The following is a 22,415-nucleotide window of genomic DNA, read 5'->3' on the forward strand; positions in this document are numbered from 1 at the left end:
TCGATTTGCTTAAGGATGCCGACAATTTAGCTATCGATCAATTTTAGTTGACGCCCCAAAAAACCGTTATTGATTTGGCTTATCGATCTGTTGCAACTTTTTTTCACTCTGAATCCGATGATAAATTTCTTCACGGTGCACCTCGACCTCACGCGGTGCATTAATAGCTAAACGGATTTGACCTCTTTGGTTGCTTAGTACAGTAACTCGTACATCGTCACCGATAATAATGCTCTCACCTAAATTACGTGTCAAAATAAGCATGTTTAGTCCTCATTTTTATTAAGTTCAGCGGTTGCAGGCTCGAATGCAACCGCCCTCATTGAAATAACGTTACGATCTGCCCAGAACAAACAGTTTATTCAAGAGCTTCTGCTGGGCCAAAAAACTCATAGTGACACTGATCTTTATAAAAGCCCAATTCTGCTAATGCCTTGTTAAGCATGGCCATAAAAGGCGTTGGTCCTAAATAATAGACATCTATCTCTGTATCAGGCAATAACGTTTTTAAGAGTTCCTTGTTTAAGAAACCCTCGTGATCCGCTTTTCCCGATTGATTATCTTCATAACATTTAAAAACATTCAATGTAGGATAACGATCAGCTTGGTTATAAAGCCAGTCATAGAAAGGGTCCACTTCATGATTTTGGGCAGCGTGAATGAACCATACGGGTTGATTGTGGCTCAAGGCTTGCTCGAGCATCGAAACCATAGGAGTAATTCCTACACCAGCAGAGATAAAAGCAATAGGTCGTACGTTCTCTTTCAGAATAAAATTACCAGAAGGTGGGAAGACTCGAATACGATCCCCGATACTTGCTTGATCATGTAAATAGTTCGATACCACCCCCTCTTTTTCACGCTTTACACTAATACGATAATACTCATTATTTGGTGAACTAGAGATTGAGTAGTTTCGACGCTGCTCTCCTTCAAGAAAAATGAATCTAAATCCTAGGAACTGGCCAGCTTGGTGTGGAAGAACGGGTTTACCATCTACTGGTTTCAAATAAAAAGATGTAATAATCTCGCTTTCTTTGACCTTATCCGCGATATAGAACAGACGTTCTCCTCGCCAGCCACCTTCAGCCTCTTCATTGCTTTTGTATAACCCCTCTTCTTTTTTTATTAGAATGTCGGCTAAGGCGAAATACGCAATTTTCCACGCCTCAATCACTTCTTCAGTTGCAATTTCTTCCCCTAGTACCTCTTTAATTGCGCGCAACAAACAGGTCCCAACAATGGCGTAATGCTCTGGTTGAATATCTAAAGAGACGTGCTTATGGATTATAGTGCTGACTAAATCATTTAACTGTCCCAAGTTATCAATGTGTTTCGCGTACATCAGCAAGCTCTTAGCTAAAGCTCGCGGCTGCCGCCCTGAGTCCTGCCCCGCCTGGTTAAACAACGGACGAACGTCAGTGTATTCAGCAAGCATGATGTTATAAAAATGCTGCGTTAAGGCCTCACCCTGCGACTCTAACAAGGGCACAGTTGCTTTAATAATTGATTGCTGATGACTGGTTAACATTTCGACCTCTAAAGATGCATTTAAAACTCACCTTATAACATGAACCCAAAATGAATGTTATAGTTTGTCTGTGTTTTTATTGATTTCTTGGGGTTTTATGCAGCTCACTCAGCACACCGACTATGCCATTCGCGTGCTACTTTACACAGCAGCGCACACAGAGCGTTTGGTAAATATCACTGAGATTTCCAACTTTTATCAAATTTCTCGAAGCCACTTAGCAAAAGTGGTCGCTAGCCTGACTCAAAAAGGCTACTTGACTGGTGTGCGAGGAAAAAATGGAGGCTTGAAGCTAGGTATGCCTGCATCAAGTCTAAACTTAGGCAAGCTAGTCAGTGAATTTGAACCACTCAATATTGTGGAGTGTTTTACTCAGAATAACACTTGTGTGATTACTGCAGACTGTCAATTGAAACAGGTTCTCTACAAAGCTAAAGAAGCCTTTATAGAGGTGTTAAGCCACTATTCGTTAGCGGATATTCAGTTACCTACTCAGCTTGATAGCAGTAAAAATTCGCCCTCATTATTTGAAACTATAAATCTCGAAAGTAGCACGTAAGTGCGTTATTAATTGATAGGCATTTGGAAAAATAAAATGGCAATTATTGATTTAGATACGTTATTAGAGAAGCTACAACCTGTTTTAGACTCAGAGGAATATGTATTCTGTACGGTTAATAATGACTTAACCAATTACCTTAGCCTTAATCCTTTGGCTACTTTTATGGAGGCAGAAGGACTGACTTTAGTGTTAACCAAAGTACAGGCACAGAGCCTGGGTTTCTGTATAGATTCAACCTTCAAGCGCATTACGCTATCAGTTTATTCTAGTTTAGAGGCGGTTGGGTTAACAGCTGTGGTCGCTAGTGCTCTAGCTAAAGAGGGTATTAGTGCTAACGTTATTGCTGCATATCACCACGATCATGTATTTGTGCCTTTAGATAAAGCAAATCAGGCGATACAGATACTGGCCAGATTAAGTGACTTTCAATAGCTTATTTTACCTAACTAAGGCTTGGAAGCTTTACAGAGTGCGGCAGAAAACATTTTCCCTTTTTCATCACTAGCTGAGCAATTCACGTTTCTCTGTATGGCGTTAATCCGAATGAGCGGGCATCGGGTTAATAGCCACTCGTCCTATTTTTTAGTGGATAGTGAATATGAAAATTGTTCACTTATCGATCGAGGACGCAAAAATGACCACAGTTAATACCAGTCACCCACAAGAAATCATTGAGAATCGTGCCACACTGCCGGCCCAGGAAGCCACGAAAAACAGCCATGACTGCTGCACCAATCACTTGTTATTTGCTCTTCAAGACAATCATCACAGCTTTTCTTTGGGCATAACCACGATTCTAGAATGCCTGTATGTAGCACAAAGCGAAGGAGCAATACCCGAACTATCTGACGACTGGTGGCATCGGGTAATGAACTACTACAAACTCAACATACCCACCTTTGATGCTCCAAAAAAAATTGAGTGACTACAGAAGGTCTCCAAGAATATTCTGCGCCAGTTCACACCAAAATGGTGTGCGATGAAAGTTTTCTTGGTGCAAGATGTTATTAAAATGGGCGTGATCGAACTCAATTGTTTCCTGATAAATTCTGTCTGTAGGTGTTCGACCTGTAACGGATAGGACGATGCTTTCCTGCAACTTATAGGTCTCCTTGCACACGTAGCTTAGGGACTTCTGGAAGCAAAAGTGAACTTCTAAAAACTCACCATTACGGTCACTGGGCACTAAACATTCATTTGCATCAAGAGACGCATTTGAAACCTTATGTAAAAGAGCTTTTCTTAGTTGCAAGTTTTTTACAGGCTGATGGTACAGATTTAGGCTTGACGCCTGGGACAGGAATATCAGAGGTATATTGGTAAGCGTTGCGTCAAAGTACAAATAACCCTTATTGTTACGATACTCTCTCAGCATCGACTCCAATAGATTTCGCTTAAACCCAATGCCTGTTATTCGTCGCACGAAATAAACGATACGATCAAACTCATTGATCATAATCTGAATAATTTCACGTGATGTATCATCCATTCGTTCTTTGCGGTCATTAGCACTCTTTGCCAGCCGTCTTTTGGAGTAATATGGACAATAGTCTCTCGTCTCGACCTTTAAAGGTGCGAGCTGAGCAACAGATTTATTATAATGTTTCCCATAAGGCCTAGGACTATTAACACCATTCCTTCCCAGTTGGATTAGCCCAACAATCTGAATAGGATTATTACAATGTGGACATACTGCAAAATGCACTGTGCGTCCCTGATCATTTTCCTGCCACCACGGATACCGCTTCTGAGTATCTCGTTCAAAATTTTCTCTATTAATTTTATTAAACGCATGAAACTTAGTGCTTAACTTGTAATGCAGCATAAGACTACCCTTAACTTAGATGGGGCGACTGTACGCGAACGTAGACTCACAGTCAGTAGTCTACAGGCTATGAGTATTATTAAGGCCTGACTTTATCACTAGTTGTATCTAGATTATTTTTCTTTCTTTAAATCCATTAACTATTTCTACAAAGCTTTTAATAATCGCTCAAATCTGTCTACTCTACAAAAAACCAAGGTGTTGCCTTTACGCAAAATGCATAAACAAGCACCTTCATCTTCTCTGTTACTTGAAGAGTACTACTCTTCTTTTTCCATAAAAACCTGCTTACAAGCCTGCTTGTTTTGACGCATCAAGCTGGATGATCTGTATTTTGGTCTTTGGGGGGGATTACATTTGATGCTGATGTAGTATATTGCACTCAACTTAAATTATTTCATTGCTCTGTTAATATTTACCAGAGATTATTTTTTAGTGATTAAAATTAAGGATTTATCTTGAGTAAAAAACAAACATATTATTAGCAAGCACCATTTTTTTGTGGCTGGTTGTGATTATCTACCAACGGCCAAGAATAAAGCCTTAAGCGCTGTTAAAGAATCCTTACTAGATCCAAGTAGCGCTATATTTTCAGATGTTTTTGAGGGGCAAAACCAAGGTGATTATTGCGGCTATGTGAATAGTAAAAATATGCTGGGCGCATACACTGGTAAAAATGCATTTATATACAACAAGATCTGGGCTGATGCAGGTAAAATTTTTTTAGCTTCTGGGCCACTGACAGATTATGATTTTAAAAATCTTATGACTGGTTCCATAGATTACTATGACAAGATTATTCAAGGATGTTTTTTTATTACTATGTGGAAAGATACATGCTCTGAAAGTTTGCCTTTTCCAGAACATAGACATTGTGAGCTTACAAAAAATAAAGATGATGGGGCAAACCTGTACGAGAGGCTTAAGAAGGTATATCCATATTTATAGGCATTGCTAATCTGATTAGTTTAGCAAAACACGGTCAGCTTATGTTATAAGTTCTGACTAACTGATAAGGTCTGACTTTATCAGATGGCCTTGTTAACTTTACCAACTGCTGAATGGGATTTGGGATTCATTTATTTCTACCTTTCCAAGGTTAAATGATTTAATAAGTTTTTCAATTGAACTGATACATCGTTGAGGATTTGGGTTGGGGCCAACAATAATCTCTCTAATGGGAGATTTCTCACTATCAACAACTGGAAGCTGAATATACGGAATTAAATGAGAACCCCCTATACGGAATTCTATTTTATTTTCAGGGTTCGGAGCTACAATGCGCCACTCAGCCTCCTCATGAAAGCCAAAATTCTTTACCCTTGGAGCAAGATCATTAATTTCGCTTATAAATTTATTTACTACCGTATCAGCTAGTTCCTTAGCGTCACCTAAAGAAACAAGAGCTCTATAACCTAACACATGATCAACTCGCCCTTTTGAATCTCGTGCTTCATATTCACTTCTGGATATTAGTGGCTTAGGAAAATTAGAAAAGCACTCATCAAGTAACTGAGATATAATTTTTACTTGCTCACTATGAGAGTAAATACATTTTGAAAGATGGTAACCTTTACTATCGCAAAAACCCTGTATGGCAGCTTTGTCAAACCCAATACAAATGCCACCACCTTGAGGACAATATCCTCGCCATTGGCTCAACAGATCTTTTTTCTCACTAAAACTAGAAACATAAACATTATGTACTTGCATCTTTTCTAGGGCATCTCTAACTGTCCAGCCAAAAGCAGCCAAATAATCATCTTCCATATAAATATTTCCGGAAAATGCCTTAGCAAATCGGATAGCTTGGCGATATTCACTCGAATCATTTAAATATTCGCAGTGGCTAGCCCATATACTTTTGCTACTTAAAATGCCTAATAAACCCTGTAAATTTGTATAGTGATATAGCATATGCACCTTTTGAAGTTAACGCCTGCATAATAGGTGAGAGCTTGCGAGCGCCCTAATTGACGCGTTTGTTAGTTGCATTACTGAAACTTTCTCAAAAATTCCAATAGTGCTTTTTTCGGCTCGCTTTCCTTTGATGTAAGCATTTTAATGCCCCATTGATCTAATATTGTTTCTTGAATGGGATTTGGTCTATGCGTGAATACATATGATCGCGGCTGAACGCCACCACCATTATTAGACTTCCATAATTTAGCCAACTTATAGAAAAGAAATCTAAGATTCACATCAGTTAGACTATATCCAATAAATAAAACAGATTTTCCTAGAATATCCGACCTAAGTTTTATATCCAAAGGAGTCTCAAACTCTAAGCGCTCATAGTAACTAGACTCATCAAGTACAATAGTTTCATCGTTGTCAAAATCACCATGAAATTTAATCACTTGGGTCACGCCATCTTTGATCTTTGCAATATCAGATACGCCAGAAATTTTTGTATATTTCTGGTTGTACAGTTCATATGATTTTTCTAGCCACCTATCATAGTTGGTGGTGTAAACCATTGGAAATTTTGAGCATGCTATGAGTTTGTGTATCTCAGATCCTTGCAAGTCTACATTGGCAGAATGCCAATTAGTATCCATCCAGCTTCTGAGTGGTCCAATACTACCTGTTTTTACCCTATAGTATTCAGCTAAAGCCAAGTCATTTCCGAAAGTCTTATATATTTCGGGATCATAACCTAACTCAACGGCAATATGATCTATTAGTTCTGACCATAAGGGAAGACCAAGATTTTTCGATACTCCTGCACCGACAAAAAGGATGACATTTTTTTCTCTATATGAAGCTATAAGATCATCCATTACAGAACCTCCGATACAAGAAATTTCCGAAAATTATCGAAGGCTTTCTTACGCATTGAAATATCGTTCTTTTTTTCTCCCATCTCAGCAAATGTCTCTTCAAAGCCCTTTGGGATAAAAACACAATCCCACTGGAAATCTTTATTCCCTCTTGGCTCAGATGCAATATTTCCTTCTACAATTCCTTCAAACGTATATATTTTTTTGGCGTCACAGAATGCAATGACAGTTTTTGCTTTTAACGAGGTATTTTTTAACCCTCCAAATAGCTCCGTAAACTTTTCTGCTTCTAATTTATCCCAGAACACTTGGGTTAAGCCGCCAGGAAAACCTTGTAAGCTATCGATATATAATCCTGTATGTTCGATAAATACAGGACGTCCGACTTGAGTGAACGCCTTTAAAACCTTATCTCGTACTATATGGTTAATATCTTCTGTCTGTATTTCATGAATTATCAAATCCGCGTGAACTATAGAAATACCAATATTCCCAAGAATAGCTTCCACCTCTCGAGCTTTATGGGGATTCTTTGTAACAAAGTTAATTTCCATACAAACCCTTAATAAAACAATATTTTTTTTGATTACTATACATATCGCGCAAATGCTGCGAAGAATTTGTCATACGATAAAATTCCAAATAGTCTTCTGTAAGGCTCGATGAATGTATTGAGGGGTTGTCAGAACATATAACAAACGGGACGTTATTATCAATAAAGTCAATAACAGGATGTGACTCATTTTCATTTACTGCATTCGTTAGCCTGTTACTAATAGGGCAAACCTCAATACATATATCCCTATCTTTCAATAATTCCATCACCTCAACTGATTTTGATGCAGCAGTTCCGTGACCAATTCTGTCAGCGCCGAATTCATTAACTGCACTAATTATATTTTCAACTCTTCCGGTTTCTCCAGCATGAATTGTCACTTTAAGCCCATACTCATCTTTTGCATTTAAAAAAAGTGAACCAGTTTCAGCTGGGGACGAAACATCTTCATTGCCCGCAAAGTCAAGCCCAACAATAGTACTCGGCCTACCTAGTTTTTCATATGCTCCTAAAAGAGCTCGCAAATGCTCAGGAGCGTAATCGCCTCTAGAAACTGTCAAAATTAAACCTGCGTTTATTTTATGTCTTTCGGACGCATCTTCGATTTCAGATACAATCCAGTACAATGCTTCATCTACTGAAATATTATTTAGCAATGCCAAGTAAATAACACTATTACGAATCTCAACAAATTTAATATTCTGAGACTTCAAATTTAGAAAAGCACTTTCCACTATCAAACCAAGGCAGCTTTTACTCTTAGGTATAAGTCGTAACACCTGCCAAGGTTTTAAGTATGACGCCAGAGAGTCAGCGGGTAGCGAGATATTCAGGTCTCTTTCCAAATCAAATCCAGAAGGCAAATCAGACTTATCTCTTACTAATAAACTTCGAATAACATCCGTACTCACCAACCTATTTAGATGAACGTGAAGCTCACCTTTTTTCATTAATTGAATTTCATTTCTATTCATCAACAATCACTTGGCATTTGAATTACTCAGAACAGCTAACGCTAAGCTAAGCTTAGCGGCGCAGCTTGCTGCGTCCAAAGCTTGAGCGCCTTGTTATGCTTTACTTTTAATCTTTATTTTCTTTGAAAAGAGACTCAAGATACTCCAGCGGGTTTTTGATGACCTTAATCACAACATCTGACTTTCCGGTTTGTTGTTCAGTTACTGCACCAGCGCAGAAAGCGGATAGCAAAATTAAAAAAACCACCCCCCAAAAAGAAAGTGACCCGTTTTTAAAAAGCCAATGAATGCTGACTGTCTCAGGCTTTGGAAGTAGTTTAGGCTTTAACGCGCCATACTTTATCTCTCTTAATATCTGCTTTGCTATATTCAGAAGACCTTGCTTTGCAAGATTAAATTTTTCTCTTTTTACAGAATGACCGGTATTGTACATTTGACATTCAAATGTAAATTTTTGATTGTTAATTCTTTCAAGATACTCATCAAAAGCTTCAGTCGTTTTTATGAGGGTAAAAAAATCTGCATGAATTTCTTTAGCAGTAGCATCATCTTCCGTTTTCAGTTTCTCTAGGCGTGATTTTATCTTATTAATTTCTTTGACTAATGCCTTGGTCAATGGAAAATCCTCTTTTCAGTATAAACACCGCACTCAACGGTAAATTAGGAGCCCAGCGAGTAATTTATCCGAGTGCAGCGCTTTGTTATGCTTTCACCGCATCTTTTATTTTCTCTGGTATCTTTCCCGCTTTTTCCAACAATGAAATTGCTTTTTCAAGCGCACTATTATCTAGCGCTACGTCTTCTCGATTGCTAAAAGCATTGCTGCCGGTGATATTCCAATGCTCAAATGCTTCTTTTACTTCTGACCAGTCAGCAGCAGCTCCATATGATTCCAAATAAAACTTCCCGAAGTTAATCGCATGCCTGCGGTCTGCATTTTTAAGTGATTCTTGCATATATGAACTGCTGAACAAAAAGGAGTATTTCGCAACGCCAACTAGCAGGCCAACAGTTGTGATTCCTTTGAATAAAGCAAATACCAGAAACTGCCATGAGATATCTTTTAATAAATCCAAATTGATAGAAAAAGTTACAGCAACAAAAATTATTACACCTACAATCAAAGACGCTGCTCCAATTCCACTCCAAATTTTTGAGATCGTATGAAACTGCTTCTCTTTACTATTTAGTGCATCAAGTGCGTCTGCAACATAATCTTGTGATGTCTGCTCTAATTTTCTTCTACTTTCTTCTGTTAAACGAGCCTTCTCTTGTTCAAGTTTAATAAAAGCCTTTTTGAGTTTGGATTCTTTTATGGAAAGTTCATTTTGCAGTCTATTACGAAGTTCTTGAGCTTCTATTTCTCTGAGCTGGAGATGCTTTTCAAAATCTCGTTGACGTTCAACTAATTTCTTTTCTCTTTCTACGAAATGTCTCTCTCTTTCCTCGAGCTCTTTACGGAGCTGCATTTCTCTCTTAATCTGTTCGTCTTTTAGTCTTGATCGATACGCATCGAACTCCCTTTCCTGATTTTCAATGACCTTCCTATATCTTAATAGCTCTCTTTCACGATCATTAAGATGTCTTTTTTTCTCTTCAGATAATTCACTATTCCGTGACTCTTCCATTCTATCTTGCATGATACTCACTCTTCATAGCATAACGCTTAGATAACCATCCTTGCCGCGCCAAAAAAAACAGCCCACTCGGAGCCTTAGAACATATTATAAAAACCACCCGCAAGGAGCGGTTCATCGACTTGTTGTACAGAGCCGCTGACACAAATGCTCAGCGATTATTTATTCTGGCACCCAGCGCACGTGTACGGCAACAAATTAGTGCATCAATCGCCTTGAGATTTTTAAGCGATTGTTTAGCCTGCTTAAGCTGCCCAGAGCAACAAGCAAACAGATTTTGTATCGTTCGACTGGATATATCCTTTGTTTCAGTTGTTATATACACCACTCTAATACTCATACTCTGCCGCGTAGCGGCTATGTGCAACAGTTTATTAGTATGCATGCTCGTTTTGTCAACCGCAGCCACTTACTGTTAATTAATATAAGTATCTTTACTTAAAAGACTTTCTGTGAAAAAAGAAGACACACCCTTATTACAGAGCATGTCACCCATCCCGCTTTGTGCTATGCACACTATTTCACCTATATAATTTATAGCTGCTTGATTTATATAGTATTAAATTAAAAGTTTACAGGCAGACAGTCCGCACCTAACAGATTATGAACAGTGGTACACCAACCGAATTGCTATCGAGGCCTTCCGACGGGGTTGCTACTGAAAAGCGGCGGCTCGGTCGATACTGTACAGGGGAGTAGACCAATCCGCACTTTTTGAGCAACTCACGCTTCTCTGTATGGCGTTAATCCGAATGAATGGGCATAGGGTTAACCACCGCGCATCGTGCTTTTTGATAGATAGTGGAAGCATTTCTTAATGACCCACTGAGGATCTAAAAATGACCACACCATTCGATAACCGAGCAACACTAGATGCCAACCCACCCGCTACCCAACAGGCCGACTTATCGCAAGACGACTACATGGTCTTTGCAATGCAGGATAAGCACCATCAATTCTCTTTGGGACTTTCCACATTGCTTGAGTGTCTATACATTGCTGAGCAGGAAGGTGCTGTGCCTAAACTACCCAATCAATGGTGGCTAGCATTAAGCACGCGCTACAACTTAGACTACCAGCAACATAGTTAATTCGTGTACTCACGAACTCCTAAAATTTGCTCCGCAAGTGCAACCAATGTCGCTTTGCGGGGCCTCACTGCACGCTCTGGCGAGGTCCGAATTAATCGCATAAACCAGTCACGATCAAACTCTATTGTCTTTTGATAGATCACATTGGCAGGTTTGTTATACGAAACTTGCATCACCATCGTTTCTTTAAGCCCCCCATCTTCATTTTTTGCAGAACGATGGTGAATAAAACAAAAATCCAATTTGACATAAACGCCCTGTTTAGGGGTTATCTGTTTGCCATTTAAAACAACATCCGAAACTGTATTCTCTACGGCCTGCAACAATTCGTCGTCACCAGTGACGATTCGCCCTGTTAGTGACTTCGAGTTCGTCATATAGGCAAAAATCCATGGAATATTTTGCAGCGTCGCTCCGATGTAACGATGACCTTCTAAATCCCGGTAGTCCTCTAATAAAACCCGAGCAAGCGAATCGGTTATTTTAAGACCCGTAACTTTTTCAAGGATGTAAATCACACGGTCAAAGTTGGGCACCAGAATACCCAGAATTTTATCAGCAAGCGGGTCTGATAGAGCGCGCCTAGCAGCTTTATCATATCGTTTTGAACCAGCATAAGGGCAGTAGTCGTAACTATCTTGCTGATATACCGCGAGTCTGGGAACGGTTCTTGGGTAATGTCGAGCATAGGGTGTGTCGGTATTTTTAGCCTGATGATAGAACCCAATGATCTGAATCGGGTTGTCACATCCCGGACAAACAGCAAAGCAACTAAAGCCCCCCTTCTCATTATTTACATACCACGGTGCCTGACGCCCTGTATCTACTTCAAATACTTCTCTATCAAGCGGCTTTTCAGTCCAGTCATCCACACTCAATTTATAAACGTTCACTTAACTATCCTTCGTACTTAACACCTAATTTCATACCACCCGTCTCACCTAAGCTGCGCATCAAAATAAGCATCCTTACTCTCCTTTTTATTAGATCGCATAGGCACCAATCAACTGCTTAGGGAAGCCCATCAAAATTTGCCGAGCGAAACAAACCGATAAAGTCAGTATCGGCTTAACTGCCTACCCTGAGTCCGTTAAGCCGATAATACCTAGAGTATCCAATAAGCCTAGTAAAGTGCGACCTTCAATCAGATGCTTAAACACTACAAAAATGCAGATCCAAATACAGCAGTCTTAATCTCTGCCTCATATCTTGGCTTCATGAAACTCAGCGAGTTCGCCCCTAACTGGCTAGGGGAGCTTTTGGAGTGACACTTAACGGATTGCGTATTTCAAACAACAGCCTGACCGTAATGAAATTACTCGGCACTGCGGCCATGCTGATTGATCACTTCAATGCCTTCGTAAACCCTGACAACAACCAAATATTGTTTGAAGTTGGGCGAATCGCATTCCCGCTATTTGCGCTGGTTCTCGGCTACAACTTGGCTCGGATACCATCGGAAAAAATACTCAAGATTATGCTTCGGCTTTTAATGTTCGGTATCTTGGTAACACCGATATACATCATCCTCAGTGGCGGGCTGCAGCACTTGTGGCCGCTGAACATTCTGTTCACACTGAGCTTGGCGACCACAATCGTCTACCTACTCTCACTGCCTAAATACAATCGCTGGGCAGTTACCGCCCGAATGACAGCAATACTTCTGTTTGCAGTAGCCGGTGGCTTGGTGGATTATCTCTGGCTTGGACCAGCGCTGGTGATCGTAGTCTGGCGATTATTCTCAGGCATTTCTGCCGTTGAAAGCACTGTCCTGCATATACTGCTAGCGGGGCTGCTTGGACTACTGTGCGTAATGAATGACAGCCTAGCAACACTGCTTGCATTACCCATCATTTACCTGACGACTATCGCCTGCCAAAACATTCGCTTACCACGCATGAAGTGGTTTTTTTACTGGTTTTATCCAGGGCATTTGATAATGCTACTCCTGATAAAAACTGCCTTTTACTAAGCAGAGCCAACTAATCATTTAAGCTTTTATATTTAAATGATTATAGAACAGACAGGAAGCTACGAAGTTCGAGTATAAGCACAGACGCAATGACCAGTCCCATGCCCCACATGAGAATTTTCATATCAGATCGTAATACTTTAATTTCAGAACGTACATCCTCCATTTCTGCCATTAACTCGGTCTTGGTAAGGCTAAGGTCATGTTTGGTAGCAAGGTGGCTCATCATTCGCCCTCCAGCGCCTCAACAACGTTTTTCGCACGATCTTCGTAGACACCAGCTGATACCAATGCTTGATACATTGCGAAATAAATTTTCACAATACTTCTCCTTAGGTTAAGCCATCTTTCAATAGCGGAAAAGCATTCTGGGCGATTGGGTTGCGGGACAGCTCATGCGAACGAAGGACCGAAGCTGCTGCTTCGGCCCGCTCTAAATCCTTCTTGGTCGTCAGGCCGGGTATTTTTCAGGACGCCGGTTTGAGGATCAGTGTAGGCGTCTGTGCTGTCACTGTATTTCCTCACGTGTCACCCTGTCGAAAGCATTTTTTATGGCTTGCTCTGTGGTCAGCTCGCCCCGGTCGATACGTTCCATGTCAGCAATGACTTGCGGCTCCACCTCCAAACCTTCAAGTCGAAGCGATCCGACGATGGTGGCAATAGTTGCACTTGGGGTTTTTACTGTAATTTTAGGCATTTCCCGGCCTCTTTCATGACACTTTTTTAGGACTGTTACGAGACAAACAAAGAATTAATGTAGGACAGTTATAAGGCAAATTATAGAACAAATCATATAAAATATGGCTGCCTTTTTGAGGCTGGCTGCGATGTAAAATATCCAGCATTTATAGGCTTCACATCCCACTCAGCGGTAGGTCTCGCGACGCGCTCAGTATAGGACACTTGCGGCGTCCGCGCTATCCTTCCCCACCCTGAACGTCGGAGCTTGCCGCACACCGAGTCAAAACCTGAAACTCACTCTAACGGGTTAGCCCACACAAACGAGAAAGTCCTATTTATAGTGAGCAGATCACTCACTTTTCTCGGAGCGGCTCTGTTGAAAGCAAGACTCTTGAGGCTCTTTAAAAAAGAGCCTACAACAACTCTCCCCCTTTCTAGCGCTAAAAATGAAGCAGCACACCTATCAAGCAGTGCAGATGAAAACGGTTTTATCATGCCTAAAAGCGCTAAAGCCTTGCTTTCAGTTGAGCGTAGAGAAGTTATTCTTGACCGTATTTGGGAACAAACCTCTGTATCACGCGAATCGTTTAATCGACTTTATCAAGCCCCAATCACCCGCTATGCAGAGATTGTTCAAGACCTGCCAGCCAGTGAGTCTCATCACCACAGCTACCTTGGCGGCATGCTGGATCATGGGTTAGAGCTGGTTCTGTATGCGTTACGACTGCGACAAAGTTATTTATTACCAGTTGGTGCAGCACCGGAAGAGCAAGCAGCTTATGCCGATGTTTGGACGGCTGGTGTTGCCTACGGCGGCTTAATGCACGATACCGGCAAACTTTTATGTGATATCCAAGTGGAGACTAAAAGTGGAAAGACTTGGCACCCTTGGCATGGACCGCTAACTGAGGCCTATCGCTTCAAGTATCTTCCAGGTCGTGACTATAAACTCCACAACGCTGCAGCAGCTGTCATGCTTAATCAAATTTTAGGCACTGAGGTGCTGGACTGGATCAGCAAGAACAAATCACTTTGGGCAAGCTTGTTATATCTCTTGTCCGGTAATTACACCAACGCTGGTGTTCTAGGCGAGATTGTCTCCAAAGCCGATCGGACCTCTACAGCTATGAATATAGGTGCTAATCCTGAAAAAGCACTACAGGCGCCTCCTACATCACTTCAATCCCATTTAATTCGCGGGCTGCGACAGCTACTCAAAGAGGATGAGCACAAACTAAAAATGAACATGCCAGGCGCTGCCTGCTGGCTAACTGCTGATGGTTTGTGGCTCGTTAGCAAGGTGGTAGCCGATAAACTTCGAGCATTCTTGCTGTCTCAGAGTGTGGACAAAGTCCCTTCCAAAAACTCAGCACTGTTCGATGAGCTGCAATCTCACCGGCTGATTGAGCCTAATGCAGACGGCAATGCGATCTGGAAAGCGAAGGTTATTGACGGCACCTGGGAGCAAGAGTTTACGTTTCTCCGAGTTAAGCCATCGCTGATATACGGCAATGAGGAATACCCACCCATATTTACCGGCACAATCACCTGGGATGACAAGCCTGCTGCCTCTGCAGCGCCTAAAGCCGCAAACGAGAGCACGAAAGAACCTGAAGTACTACCTACCCAAGCAGCCAAGCCACAGACTCCTCAAATAAGCACTCCGCCTGCGGCTGAGAATCCAGCTACAGATGACGGTATTGATGACATTCTTTCACTCCTTGGTATGGACACGGATGAAGATTCACCCGTATCAACTCCTGAGGCTGAACCAGTAGTAAGCTCAGAACAAGAGGAAGCTGAGCCAGTTATTAAACCCTCTACTGAACCAGTTAAAGCTGTTACCCAACTCGCCAAGCCAGCAGCCCCAAAAAAACCGTCTAAACCGGCAGCAATAGTGCAAACGCCTACCAAAATTCCTGGCAGCCAGCTCACGCCTGAAAACCTTGGCCAATCGTTCATTGATTGGATCAAAGCAGAAGTAAGCGCGCGCTCGATCTATATCAATGACTCTCGGGCACAGATTCATACCGTGGATGGCAAAGCCTTCTTAGTCACACCAGGGATTTTCCAGCGATTCACCGATCAACACCCAGAGCTTCAGCAGCTGAACCCTGATCCATCAGTTAAAACTTGGATTTGGGTGCAGCGTTCATTTGAACGTCTACAGCTGCATATTAAACGAGAAGACGACTTAAATATCTGGAAGTGCACCGTACGCGGCCCACGTAAAAAAGGAAATACACTCAACGGGTATATGATTCCCAGTGATGTAATATTCACGTTCCAGCCACAGGACAACCCTTTCGTCGTGATTGAACAGCTAACTGAATGAATAGACGAGAGGACCTCATGGTTGAACAACAGCTTTTCACAATTTTAGAACATTATTTCCTGACCAATTTTCTTCGGCCACGTACTCAAGATTCGTATAGACAAGTACTCGAAAAGTTTATTGGCCGTTTGCACGAAATAGAACTCGACAGTATCCATAACCTAACGGTTGAAGCACTACTCGAATGGCGAGTCTATGAATTAAGGGAGAAAGGATTATCTTCAACAAGCTGGAACACCTATTGCCGAACGCTCAGGGCGCTCTTCAATCACGCAGTTGCACACCGACTGGTCAACTGGCCAGAAAACCACTTCAATCAATTGCTTGTACGTACGTCCAAAAAGCGCAAAAAAACATTGTCTCCACAGCAAATTTCACTCACTTACGACCTCCTTAATAAACTTGTGTATGCGGAGTCCGTGGAAACCTATTCAGGGCGTATTCACCCAGCATGGTTCTGGAAAACTGTATTTGAAACGCTTTATTACACCGGTATACGCCGTAATCAGTTGTTGAACATCAGGCTACAAGATGTGTGTTTACACAGCGGGACTATTTTCTTGAGTTTAAATGGTTCAAAAACGCATCAAGAACACGTTATACCGATTCCGGAAGAGCTTCGGGCGTCACTCACAGATCTGATTCTACGTGCAAAACGCAAGCAATTTAATGGAGAAGACCAGTTGTTTAATGTAACGCGCTTTGGAAAAACCGATCATCAACGGCGCTATCGCTACACGGTTATGCACGATAGCAATATTTCTAATTGCTTTAGAGAACTGTCGGGAAAGTTGGGATTCCCTATTTCACCGCACCGATTACGCCATACGTTGGGGACGAATTTAATGCGTCAACCGGAGAAAAATTTACACTTGGTGAAGACATTGTTAGGCCACAGTGATATCCGCACTACGCTTGAATATGTGGAACCTGACATGGAAGATGTGCGACACTTGCTTAACACGATGCCAAAGCTAATTAAATAATGTATAGTTTTGGAAATTAGGAACAGATATACGGAAAAGAAAAACGCCCTACCACGTATTTGCTTGACGCTTACTGATAGGGCGCTTATTCTACCTGTACATCTGTCGAGGTGCATACAACCTCTTAAGGATCAGGCCTGTATTTTGACATTTGGATTGCAGTCCAATACGTCGAGACCTGCAGGTACTTGGCTGAAAGTAAAACACAAAGTGTTTTTTGTGTCTACACTCAGACTGTAATATGGTGCCGGCACCAAGAGTCGAACTCGGGACCTACTGATTACAAGTCAGTTGCTCTACCGACTGAGCTATACCGGCTAAGTGGCGCACAGTATATAGCGTATTTTTTTTCTGTAAAGCCTTTTGCAATTATTTTTTTAAAACAGCTTGCAATAAGATATTGCGTGGCGTGAGCGATTCTGAGCAAAAAGTGCTTAAGGCAACTTGATAGCCCGACTCACTCAAATACAGCGCTAAATCGAGCAGCAGCCACAGCTCAAGTGGCCGCTTAAATAAGCCTTGAACTAACTCTAAATTTCTCACTTGCGCTAAACGCTGCCAGCCTTGCTGCTCCAATGTAAGCCAGTCTGTAGCAGGCTTTACTGCTATCTTTTTTAAGGCAGCTAAGTTCTGACACCACTCGGCAAAGCTTTGCTTCCACCACTCACGCCCTAAGGTTGGAGTCGATAAATACTGATCAACATCACGTACTTGACGCTGATAAATATCAAAAGCTAAGCGCCAAGCCATCGATTGATCACGCTGCGCTGTTTCACGATGGTTCGCGGTTACCGTAGACTGCAAAGGCAATGCTAAATCGGTTTTACTCAGGGCCAGTAGCGAGGCTTTAGCGAGCTTAGATAACGGGCGATACTGCTCAGTAGCCGTGCGATTATAACAACAAGGCACCACCGCTAGCTGAGTTACAGCCTGCCCAATAACTCCTTGAATAAGCTGTCTATGCAAATCACCACAAGCATGCAAGGCAACCGGTAAGGTACCTGATAAAAATTCAACTGCCTCGGGCTGCATAACATCTTGGCACTGATGCTGCCCAGGCAAACCCAGCTTATCAGTCAACTGTTGACCCGCAGCTACCAACTTGGGGTCATACTCTAAACAACTATACGTCTGATCAGGCCAAGCCAAGTAACGTGCCAAATGCCCTTTGCCTGCACACCAATCTAACCAATGTGGCTGCGCTGTAGAATCTATAGGAGTAATAGCTTCGGCTAAGGAGGCAATTTGTTGCCACTTACGCCCAGGTACATCACGACTGAGATAGGCCGGACGGGCAGACAGTGTGCGTGAACAACTAGCTGGCAGCTGTGTTAATTGCTGACTGAGCAGAGCCAGCTCCGTATAAGGCGCAGGCGCCCCAATCAGCTTAGTAGGATGCGCCTGATAATGCTCAGCATGGGCCAAGCTTTGGCTACGCAACCATGCACTTAGCTCGGGCGCTTGGCTTTCCCAGGCTAAGCTACGCGCAGTAAAAGGACGCTCGCGCCAGAAAGATTGCTGCGTCAATAAAAAGTTATCTAAAGCAATAAACCAACTCTGCAGCTGTGCCGTGGATAAGTATCGACTGCCCATTTACCGAAGCTTAAGCCGCACGCAGGCTATCAACCCGCAGTTTTTTCTCAATTACGCGAAAAATCTGTACCAAGAAAAAGGACAACAGCAAATAACAAACACCAGCTGCAAAGTACATTTCCAGCGGCATATAGTTTTTCGAGCTCAGAGTACGTGCCATTCCCGTAATTTCGACCAAGGTCACAGTACTGGCTAACGAGCTGGCCTTAAGCATCAGAATCACTTCGTTACTATAAGCTGGCAAACCAATGCGTGCGGCTCTTGGCAAAATGATATGCCACAATGCTTGGGTTTTACTCATTCCTAGGGCATAGGCAGCTTCTATTTCGCCTTTAGGCACCCCTTTAATAGCGCCGCGGATGATTTCTGAAATGTAGGCTGCTGTATGCAGCGTCATAGCAAAAATTGCGCACCAATAAGGATCACGCAGATAGGGCCATAACGGACCTTTACGCACCGCCTCAAATTGAGACAAACCGTAGTAAACTAGAAACAACTGCAATAGCAGCGGTGTGCCTCGAAAGAAAAACACATAGGTAGAGGGCAGTAAGCGCACATACCAATGCTTTGAAGCCCGCGCTACTCCCACCGGAATCGCTAAAATTAAGCCCACCGTCACCGTAATTGCCACTAGTTCTAGAGTTAACTGTGCACCCTCTAATAATTTAGGTAGCGACTGGTAAATAATTTCCCAATTCATACTGCGCTCCTGGTGTAGCCACGATTAACCCATTTTTCTAAGAGCGCTAGCACGATCATACTCACTACCGTCATCGCTAAATACAGCGCAGCCGCCACCATAAACAAAGTAAAGTGTTGCTTAGTGGCTTGGGCGACTAATTGGGTGGAGCGCATAATTTCATTCAAGCCCACCACCGAAACCAGTGCAGTATCCTTCATCAAAATCATAAACAGATTACCCAAACCTGGCAGGGCAATACGCCAAACTTGCGGTAAGGTAATCTGCCAAAAAATACGCACTCGCGACAAACCTAAAGCCAATCCTGCTTCGCGCTGGCCTTTGGGAATTGATAATAAAGCCCCTCGAAACACCTCAGTAGCATAAGCACCAAAGCATAGCGATAAAGCAAACACTCCGGCGGCAAAAGCATTTAGCTCAAGATTTTCAATACCAAATAGCTCACCGGTCTCACGCACCAGATTCACTGTGCCAAAGTAGATTAAAAACACCCACAACAGCTCGGGTACACCACGCACAATGGTCGAATACGCCTCGCCTAACCAGCGCAGAAGCGCCACTGAGGACGTTTTAGCCAATGCCCCTAGTAGCCCAAGTATTAAGCCAAAAACTAAAGACACCATGGCCAACTGCACAGTGAGCCATGCGCCGGCCTCTAGCGCATCTCCAAAGCCTTGTAAATCAATCATGTAATCCGCTTAACCGGGTAAATGCTGAAAAAAGAAAACCCCGCTAGCCTGGGCTAGTAGGGTTTTCATTGACCACAAAATTATTCGTAAATACTAAACGGGAAGTACTTAGCGTTAATTTTCTCGTAGGTGCCGTCGGCTAAAATCTCATCTAAGGCTTTATTTAGACGCTCTTGTAACTGAGTATCGTTCTTGCGTACGGCAATTCCAATTTTATCCGACTGAAATACCGGCTCGCCTTTAAACTCGTAGTCTTTACCCATGTCGCTATTGAGCCAGTCCCAGTTTAATAACTTATCGGCCAAAATAGCGTCAATTCGACCAGCACTTAAATCCAAATAAGCATTTTCGTTGGTATCGTAGAGGCGCACTTCAACGGTTTTACCAAGATTTTCTTCTAACCAATCACCCGATACGGTCGCACGCTGAGCACCAATCACTTTACCTTTAAGGGCTGCCATATCGGTTTTAAAATCTTCACTCTTCGGTGCGATAAACTGCAGACTGTTGGTATAGATAGGGTTGGTAAAACCTACTGCTTGTTTGCGCTCTTCAGTGATCGACATTGAGCTGGCTAAAAAATCAAACTTCTTCGCATTTAGCGCTGGAATACTGCCATCCCAGTCCACCAACACTACATCACACTCAGCCTGCATTTTTTCACACAGTGCATAGGAAATATCCACATCAAAGCCTGTAGCTTTGCCCGACTGATCCAGCATATTAAATGGTGGCATACCGCCTTCAGTCCCAATACGAAGCTTTTCTGCCATAGCAGCGCCACTGGTAAAGACTAAGCTGGCCATAGCGGCGACGAATAAACTGGTTTTTTTCATGTTAGTTTTCCTTATCGATTACTCGACATAAATTCTTGGCAACGTACAGACTGGGGATTATCAAATACCTGATCAGGGGTGCCCTGCTCCTCAACCTGTCCTTGATGTAAAAATACAATTTTATTAGAAACCAGTCGCGCAAAGTTTAGCTCGTGGGTCACCATCAACATGGTCCGGCCCTCTTCTGCTAGCCCTCGAATAACGCTTAACACTTCTTGCACCATTTCTGGATCCAGCGCTGAGGTTGGCTCATCTAACAAAATTACTTTCGGTTGCATAGCTAGGGTACGGGCAATGGCTGCCCGCTGCTGCTGTCCACCGGACAACTGATTAGGATAGATATGCCGCTTATCAGCAATCCCTACTTTAGCTAGCAAAGCCTCTGCCACTTCAATGGCCTCAGCTTTAGACTGCCCAAGCACCCGCCGCGGTGCTTCGATAATATTATCCAGCACCGTCATATGCGGCCATAGGTTAAAATTTTGGAACACAAAGCCAATTTGGCTACGCATCCGATTAATTTGCTGAGTATCCGCGGCCACTAACTGTCCCTGCTTATTCGGCTTAAGCTTTAATGCCTCTCCGGAAAAGAAAATCTCGCCTTGGTTAGGATTTTCCAGCAGATTTAAACAGCGCAAAAATGTCGATTTACCTGAGCCTGAGGAGCCCAAAATAGAAATTACATCACCATCTTCGGCGGTCAACGAAACGCCACGCAACACTTCTAAATCGCCATAGCTTTTATGCAAGTTGCGAACATCTAAAGCGAGCTTTTTATTCGGCTGCAGACTCAAAACACAATTCTCTGTAAGGGGCGACTACGCGCCTATTCGATGAAGTTAAGGCCCTAGGATAAACAGAGCCTTAGGCGACCTACCCGCTCTTAGCAGGCAGTGCGCAGCAATAATAGATAATTAATAGCCGCGCATTTTATCATGAGTTCAGCCAGCTTATGAACCTTTCAGCTGTTTTCAGCCTAAAACGTAGGTTTCAGCGCTGCTGTAATTTACCAGTTCCATCAGCAACTGATCTTGTGCGGCGAGCTTGCCGACCCCGGCGGGTGTTCCAGTCAAAATCACATCGCCAGGCAAGAGTCTAAAATGCCCTGCCATGTGCTGAACCAGTGGCACAATCGGATTGAGCATATCGGCACTGCTGCCTTCTTGCTTGACCTCACCGTTAATGGTTAAGCGCACGCCTAGCTGATTAATATCTTTAACTACGCCGCGATGTATAAAAGGCGCTAGCACACAGGCACCATCAAAGGATTTAGCTAGCTCCCACGGTAAGCCTTTGGCTTTTAACCCATCTTGTACTTCACGCAGGGTTAAATCTAAAGCCGGCGCAAAGCCAGAAATTGCATCAATGACTTCTTCTTCACTGGGCTTAGTGGACAGCGGCTTGCCAATAATCACGGCGATTTCAATTTCATAATGCACCGCACCGCGATTTTGCGGAATTGCAAAGCCACCCTCACTAGACACCACACAGCTGCCTGGTTTGATAAACAATAACGGCTCAGTCGGCACTGGGTTATTCAGCTCTTTGGCATGCTCGGCATAGTTGCGGCCTACACATACGACTTTACCCACTGGAAAATGAATACGAGTGCCATCGGTATATTTATGCTGATAATTCATTTGCTTCACCTAGCTTCGATTGAT

At 42.7% G+C, this 22,415-nt stretch carries 25 protein-coding genes and 1 tRNA gene; 8 read left to right on the top strand and 18 right to left on the bottom strand.

Annotated features, from left to right (window positions below; genetic code table 11):
* Positions 1-66 precede the first annotated feature (66 nt).
* Together csrA and hmpA are read right to left on the bottom strand one after the other, a co-directional pair.
* Positions 67-264 (bottom strand): carbon storage regulator CsrA, encoded by a 198-nt coding sequence (gene csrA, locus AKN87_RS07385; RefSeq protein ID WP_053102990.1) that lies wholly within the window; start codon positions 262-264, stop codon positions 67-69.
* A 94-nt stretch (positions 265-358) separates the two neighbouring features.
* Positions 359-1,531 (bottom strand): NO-inducible flavohemoprotein, encoded by a 1,173-nt coding sequence (gene hmpA / locus AKN87_RS07390; RefSeq protein ID WP_053102991.1) that lies wholly within the window; start codon positions 1,529-1,531, stop codon positions 359-361.
* Between the two features lie 97 nt (positions 1,532-1,628).
* On the opposite strand from hmpA, the gene AKN87_RS07395 reads away from it, so the two are divergent.
* The 3 genes from AKN87_RS07395 (at position 1,629) to AKN87_RS07405 (ending at position 3,018) form a co-directional block, all read left to right on the top strand.
* A complete protein-coding gene (locus AKN87_RS07395; protein ID WP_053102992.1) occupies positions 1,629-2,090 on the top strand; it encodes an Rrf2 family transcriptional regulator in 462 nt (153 codons plus the stop codon).
* Positions 2,091-2,126: 36 nt separating this feature from the next.
* Entirely contained in the window at positions 2,127-2,525 is a 399-nt protein-coding gene (locus tag AKN87_RS07400; protein WP_053102993.1) for an ACT domain-containing protein, read from the top strand.
* Positions 2,526-2,691: 166 nt separating this feature from the next.
* On the top strand, positions 2,692-3,018 hold the full coding sequence (locus AKN87_RS07405) for a hypothetical protein (protein WP_199533062.1): 327 nt from the start codon (positions 2,692-2,694) through the stop codon (positions 3,016-3,018).
* Here AKN87_RS07405 and AKN87_RS07410 read toward each other — a convergent pair whose 3' ends face one another.
* Positions 3,019-3,918 (bottom strand): hypothetical protein, encoded by a 900-nt coding sequence (locus AKN87_RS07410; RefSeq protein ID WP_053102994.1) that lies wholly within the window; start codon positions 3,916-3,918, stop codon positions 3,019-3,021. It abuts the gene before it with no gap.
* Positions 3,919-4,419: 501 nt separating this feature from the next.
* Here AKN87_RS07410 and AKN87_RS07415 point away from each other — a divergent pair.
* On the top strand, positions 4,420-4,866 hold the full coding sequence (locus AKN87_RS07415) for a hypothetical protein (protein ID WP_053102995.1): 447 nt from the start codon (positions 4,420-4,422) through the stop codon (positions 4,864-4,866).
* Positions 4,867-4,965: 99 nt separating this feature from the next.
* Here the strand turns inward: AKN87_RS07415 and AKN87_RS07420 are convergent, their stop codons facing one another.
* The 6 genes from AKN87_RS07420 to AKN87_RS07445 all read right to left on the bottom strand — a co-directional run bounded on the left by AKN87_RS07420 (position 4,966) and on the right by AKN87_RS07445 (position 9,871).
* The gene (locus AKN87_RS07420) at positions 4,966-5,835 is read right to left on the bottom strand and encodes a DUF2971 domain-containing protein (RefSeq protein ID WP_053102996.1); all 870 of its coding nucleotides are present in this window, start codon (positions 5,833-5,835) and stop codon (positions 4,966-4,968) included.
* 77 nt (positions 5,836-5,912) lie between these two features.
* On the bottom strand, positions 5,913-6,701 hold the full coding sequence (locus AKN87_RS07425) for an SIR2 family NAD-dependent protein deacylase (protein ID WP_053102997.1): 789 nt from the start codon (positions 6,699-6,701) through the stop codon (positions 5,913-5,915).
* A complete protein-coding gene (locus AKN87_RS07430) occupies positions 6,701-7,255 on the bottom strand; it encodes a non-canonical purine NTP pyrophosphatase (protein ID WP_053102998.1) in 555 nt (184 codons plus the stop codon). The genes AKN87_RS07425 and AKN87_RS07430 overlap by 1 nt, the downstream gene beginning before the upstream one ends.
* A complete protein-coding gene (locus tag AKN87_RS07435; RefSeq protein ID WP_053102999.1) occupies positions 7,245-8,231 on the bottom strand; it encodes an amidohydrolase family protein in 987 nt (328 codons plus the stop codon). The genes AKN87_RS07430 and AKN87_RS07435 overlap by 11 nt, the downstream gene beginning before the upstream one ends.
* A 106-nt stretch (positions 8,232-8,337) precedes the next feature.
* Complete coding sequence (locus tag AKN87_RS07440; protein ID WP_053103000.1) at positions 8,338-8,847, bottom strand: hypothetical protein; 510 nt, start codon at positions 8,845-8,847, stop codon at positions 8,338-8,340.
* 85 nt (positions 8,848-8,932) lie between these two features.
* Positions 8,933-9,871: a hypothetical protein gene (locus AKN87_RS07445; RefSeq protein ID WP_053103001.1), complete on the bottom strand. Its 939-nt coding sequence runs from the start codon at positions 9,869-9,871 to the stop codon at positions 8,933-8,935.
* Between the two features lie 836 nt (positions 9,872-10,707).
* On the opposite strand from AKN87_RS07445, the gene AKN87_RS07450 reads away from it, so the two are divergent.
* Positions 10,708-10,959 carry a hypothetical protein gene (locus tag AKN87_RS07450; protein WP_053103002.1) on the top strand — a complete coding sequence of 84 codons (252 nt, stop codon included), beginning with the start codon at positions 10,708-10,710 and terminating at the stop codon, positions 10,957-10,959.
* Here the strand turns inward: AKN87_RS07450 and AKN87_RS07455 are convergent.
* Positions 10,956-11,852, bottom strand: a complete 897-nt coding sequence (locus tag AKN87_RS07455) for a hypothetical protein (protein WP_053103003.1) — start codon at positions 11,850-11,852, stop codon at positions 10,956-10,958. The genes AKN87_RS07450 and AKN87_RS07455 overlap by 4 nt on opposite strands.
* A gap of 371 nt (positions 11,853-12,223) precedes the next feature.
* Between AKN87_RS07455 and AKN87_RS07460 the strand changes: the two genes are divergently transcribed.
* A complete protein-coding gene (locus AKN87_RS07460; protein ID WP_148561494.1) occupies positions 12,224-12,931 on the top strand; it encodes a TraX family protein in 708 nt (235 codons plus the stop codon).
* A 508-nt stretch (positions 12,932-13,439) separates the two neighbouring features.
* Here the strand turns inward: AKN87_RS07460 and AKN87_RS07470 are convergent.
* Positions 13,440-13,628: an antitoxin VbhA family protein gene (locus AKN87_RS07470; RefSeq protein WP_053103006.1), complete on the bottom strand. Its 189-nt coding sequence runs from the start codon at positions 13,626-13,628 to the stop codon at positions 13,440-13,442.
* A gap of 249 nt (positions 13,629-13,877) precedes the next feature.
* On the opposite strand from AKN87_RS07470, the gene mobH reads away from it, so the two are divergent.
* Both mobH and AKN87_RS07480 read left to right on the top strand, forming a co-directional pair.
* A complete protein-coding gene (mobH, locus tag AKN87_RS07475) occupies positions 13,878-15,947 on the top strand; it encodes a MobH family relaxase (protein WP_148561495.1) in 2,070 nt (689 codons plus the stop codon).
* A gap of 17 nt (positions 15,948-15,964) precedes the next feature.
* On the top strand, positions 15,965-16,933 hold the full coding sequence (locus AKN87_RS07480; protein WP_158487780.1) for a tyrosine-type recombinase/integrase: 969 nt from the start codon (positions 15,965-15,967) through the stop codon (positions 16,931-16,933).
* 242 nt (positions 16,934-17,175) lie between these two features.
* Here AKN87_RS07480 and AKN87_RS07485 read toward each other — a convergent pair.
* The 7 genes from AKN87_RS07485 to AKN87_RS07515 form a co-directional block, all read right to left on the bottom strand.
* A tRNA-Thr gene (locus AKN87_RS07485) sits at positions 17,176-17,251 on the bottom strand.
* 51 nt (positions 17,252-17,302) lie between these two features.
* On the bottom strand, positions 17,303-18,526 hold the full coding sequence (locus AKN87_RS07490) for a methyltransferase (RefSeq protein ID WP_053103009.1): 1,224 nt from the start codon (positions 18,524-18,526) through the stop codon (positions 17,303-17,305).
* 10 nt (positions 18,527-18,536) lie between these two features.
* Entirely contained in the window at positions 18,537-19,226 is a 690-nt protein-coding gene (locus AKN87_RS07495; RefSeq protein WP_053103010.1) for an ABC transporter permease, read from the bottom strand.
* Positions 19,223-19,915: an ABC transporter permease gene (locus tag AKN87_RS07500; protein ID WP_053100555.1), complete on the bottom strand. Its 693-nt coding sequence runs from the start codon at positions 19,913-19,915 to the stop codon at positions 19,223-19,225. The genes AKN87_RS07495 and AKN87_RS07500 overlap by 4 nt, the downstream gene beginning before the upstream one ends.
* A gap of 80 nt (positions 19,916-19,995) precedes the next feature.
* Positions 19,996-20,751, bottom strand: coding sequence for an ABC transporter substrate-binding protein (locus tag AKN87_RS07505; protein WP_053103011.1), 756 nt, complete (start codon positions 20,749-20,751; stop codon positions 19,996-19,998).
* 11 nt (positions 20,752-20,762) lie between these two features.
* Entirely contained in the window at positions 20,763-21,539 is a 777-nt protein-coding gene (locus AKN87_RS07510; RefSeq protein ID WP_053103649.1) for an ABC transporter ATP-binding protein, read from the bottom strand.
* 183 nt (positions 21,540-21,722) lie between these two features.
* Complete coding sequence (locus AKN87_RS07515) at positions 21,723-22,391, bottom strand: fumarylacetoacetate hydrolase family protein (RefSeq protein ID WP_053103012.1); 669 nt, start codon at positions 22,389-22,391, stop codon at positions 21,723-21,725.
* Positions 22,392-22,415 lie beyond the last annotated feature (24 nt).

This window comes from Thiopseudomonas alkaliphila (assembly GCF_001267175.1).
Classification (GTDB): Bacteria; Pseudomonadota; Gammaproteobacteria; order Pseudomonadales; family Pseudomonadaceae; genus Oblitimonas; species Oblitimonas alkaliphila.

What these genes read in the sequence shown, in the direction of transcription:
- AKN87_RS07445 (WP_053103001.1), bottom strand. Translation starts at nt 9,871, where the DNA reads ATGCAAGATAGAATGGAAGAGTCACGGAATAGTGAATTATCTGAAGAG.
- AKN87_RS07495 (WP_053103010.1), bottom strand. Translation starts at nt 19,226, where the DNA reads ATGAATTGGGAAATTATTTACCAGTCGCTACCTAAATTATTAGAGGGT.
- AKN87_RS07420 (WP_053102996.1), bottom strand. Translation starts at nt 5,835, where the DNA reads ATGCTATATCACTATACAAATTTACAGGGTTTATTAGGCATTTTAAGT.
- AKN87_RS07500 (WP_053100555.1), bottom strand. Translation starts at nt 19,915, where the DNA reads ATGATTGATTTACAAGGCTTTGGAGATGCGCTAGAGGCCGGCGCATGG.
- AKN87_RS07505 (WP_053103011.1), bottom strand. Translation starts at nt 20,751, where the DNA reads ATGAAAAAAACCAGTTTATTCGTCGCCGCTATGGCCAGCTTAGTCTTT.
- AKN87_RS07480 (WP_158487780.1), top strand. Translation starts at nt 15,965, where the DNA reads ATGGTTGAACAACAGCTTTTCACAATTTTAGAACATTATTTCCTGACC.
- AKN87_RS07405 (WP_199533062.1), top strand. Translation starts at nt 2,692, where the DNA reads ATGAAAATTGTTCACTTATCGATCGAGGACGCAAAAATGACCACAGTT.
- AKN87_RS07450 (WP_053103002.1), top strand. Translation starts at nt 10,708, where the DNA reads ATGACCACACCATTCGATAACCGAGCAACACTAGATGCCAACCCACCC.
- hmpA (WP_053102991.1), bottom strand. Translation starts at nt 1,531, where the DNA reads ATGTTAACCAGTCATCAGCAATCAATTATTAAAGCAACTGTGCCCTTG.
- AKN87_RS07435 (WP_053102999.1), bottom strand. Translation starts at nt 8,231, where the DNA reads ATGAATAGAAATGAAATTCAATTAATGAAAAAAGGTGAGCTTCACGTT.
- AKN87_RS07515 (WP_053103012.1), bottom strand. Translation starts at nt 22,391, where the DNA reads ATGAATTATCAGCATAAATATACCGATGGCACTCGTATTCATTTTCCA.
- AKN87_RS07490 (WP_053103009.1), bottom strand. Translation starts at nt 18,526, where the DNA reads ATGGGCAGTCGATACTTATCCACGGCACAGCTGCAGAGTTGGTTTATT.
- AKN87_RS07470 (WP_053103006.1), bottom strand. Translation starts at nt 13,628, where the DNA reads ATGCCTAAAATTACAGTAAAAACCCCAAGTGCAACTATTGCCACCATC.
- AKN87_RS07430 (WP_053102998.1), bottom strand. Translation starts at nt 7,255, where the DNA reads ATGGAAATTAACTTTGTTACAAAGAATCCCCATAAAGCTCGAGAGGTG.
- AKN87_RS07425 (WP_053102997.1), bottom strand. Translation starts at nt 6,701, where the DNA reads ATGGATGATCTTATAGCTTCATATAGAGAAAAAAATGTCATCCTTTTT.
- csrA (WP_053102990.1), bottom strand. Translation starts at nt 264, where the DNA reads ATGCTTATTTTGACACGTAATTTAGGTGAGAGCATTATTATCGGTGAC.
- AKN87_RS07410 (WP_053102994.1), bottom strand. Translation starts at nt 3,918, where the DNA reads ATGCTGCATTACAAGTTAAGCACTAAGTTTCATGCGTTTAATAAAATT.
- AKN87_RS07400 (WP_053102993.1), top strand. Translation starts at nt 2,127, where the DNA reads ATGGCAATTATTGATTTAGATACGTTATTAGAGAAGCTACAACCTGTT.
- AKN87_RS07395 (WP_053102992.1), top strand. Translation starts at nt 1,629, where the DNA reads ATGCAGCTCACTCAGCACACCGACTATGCCATTCGCGTGCTACTTTAC.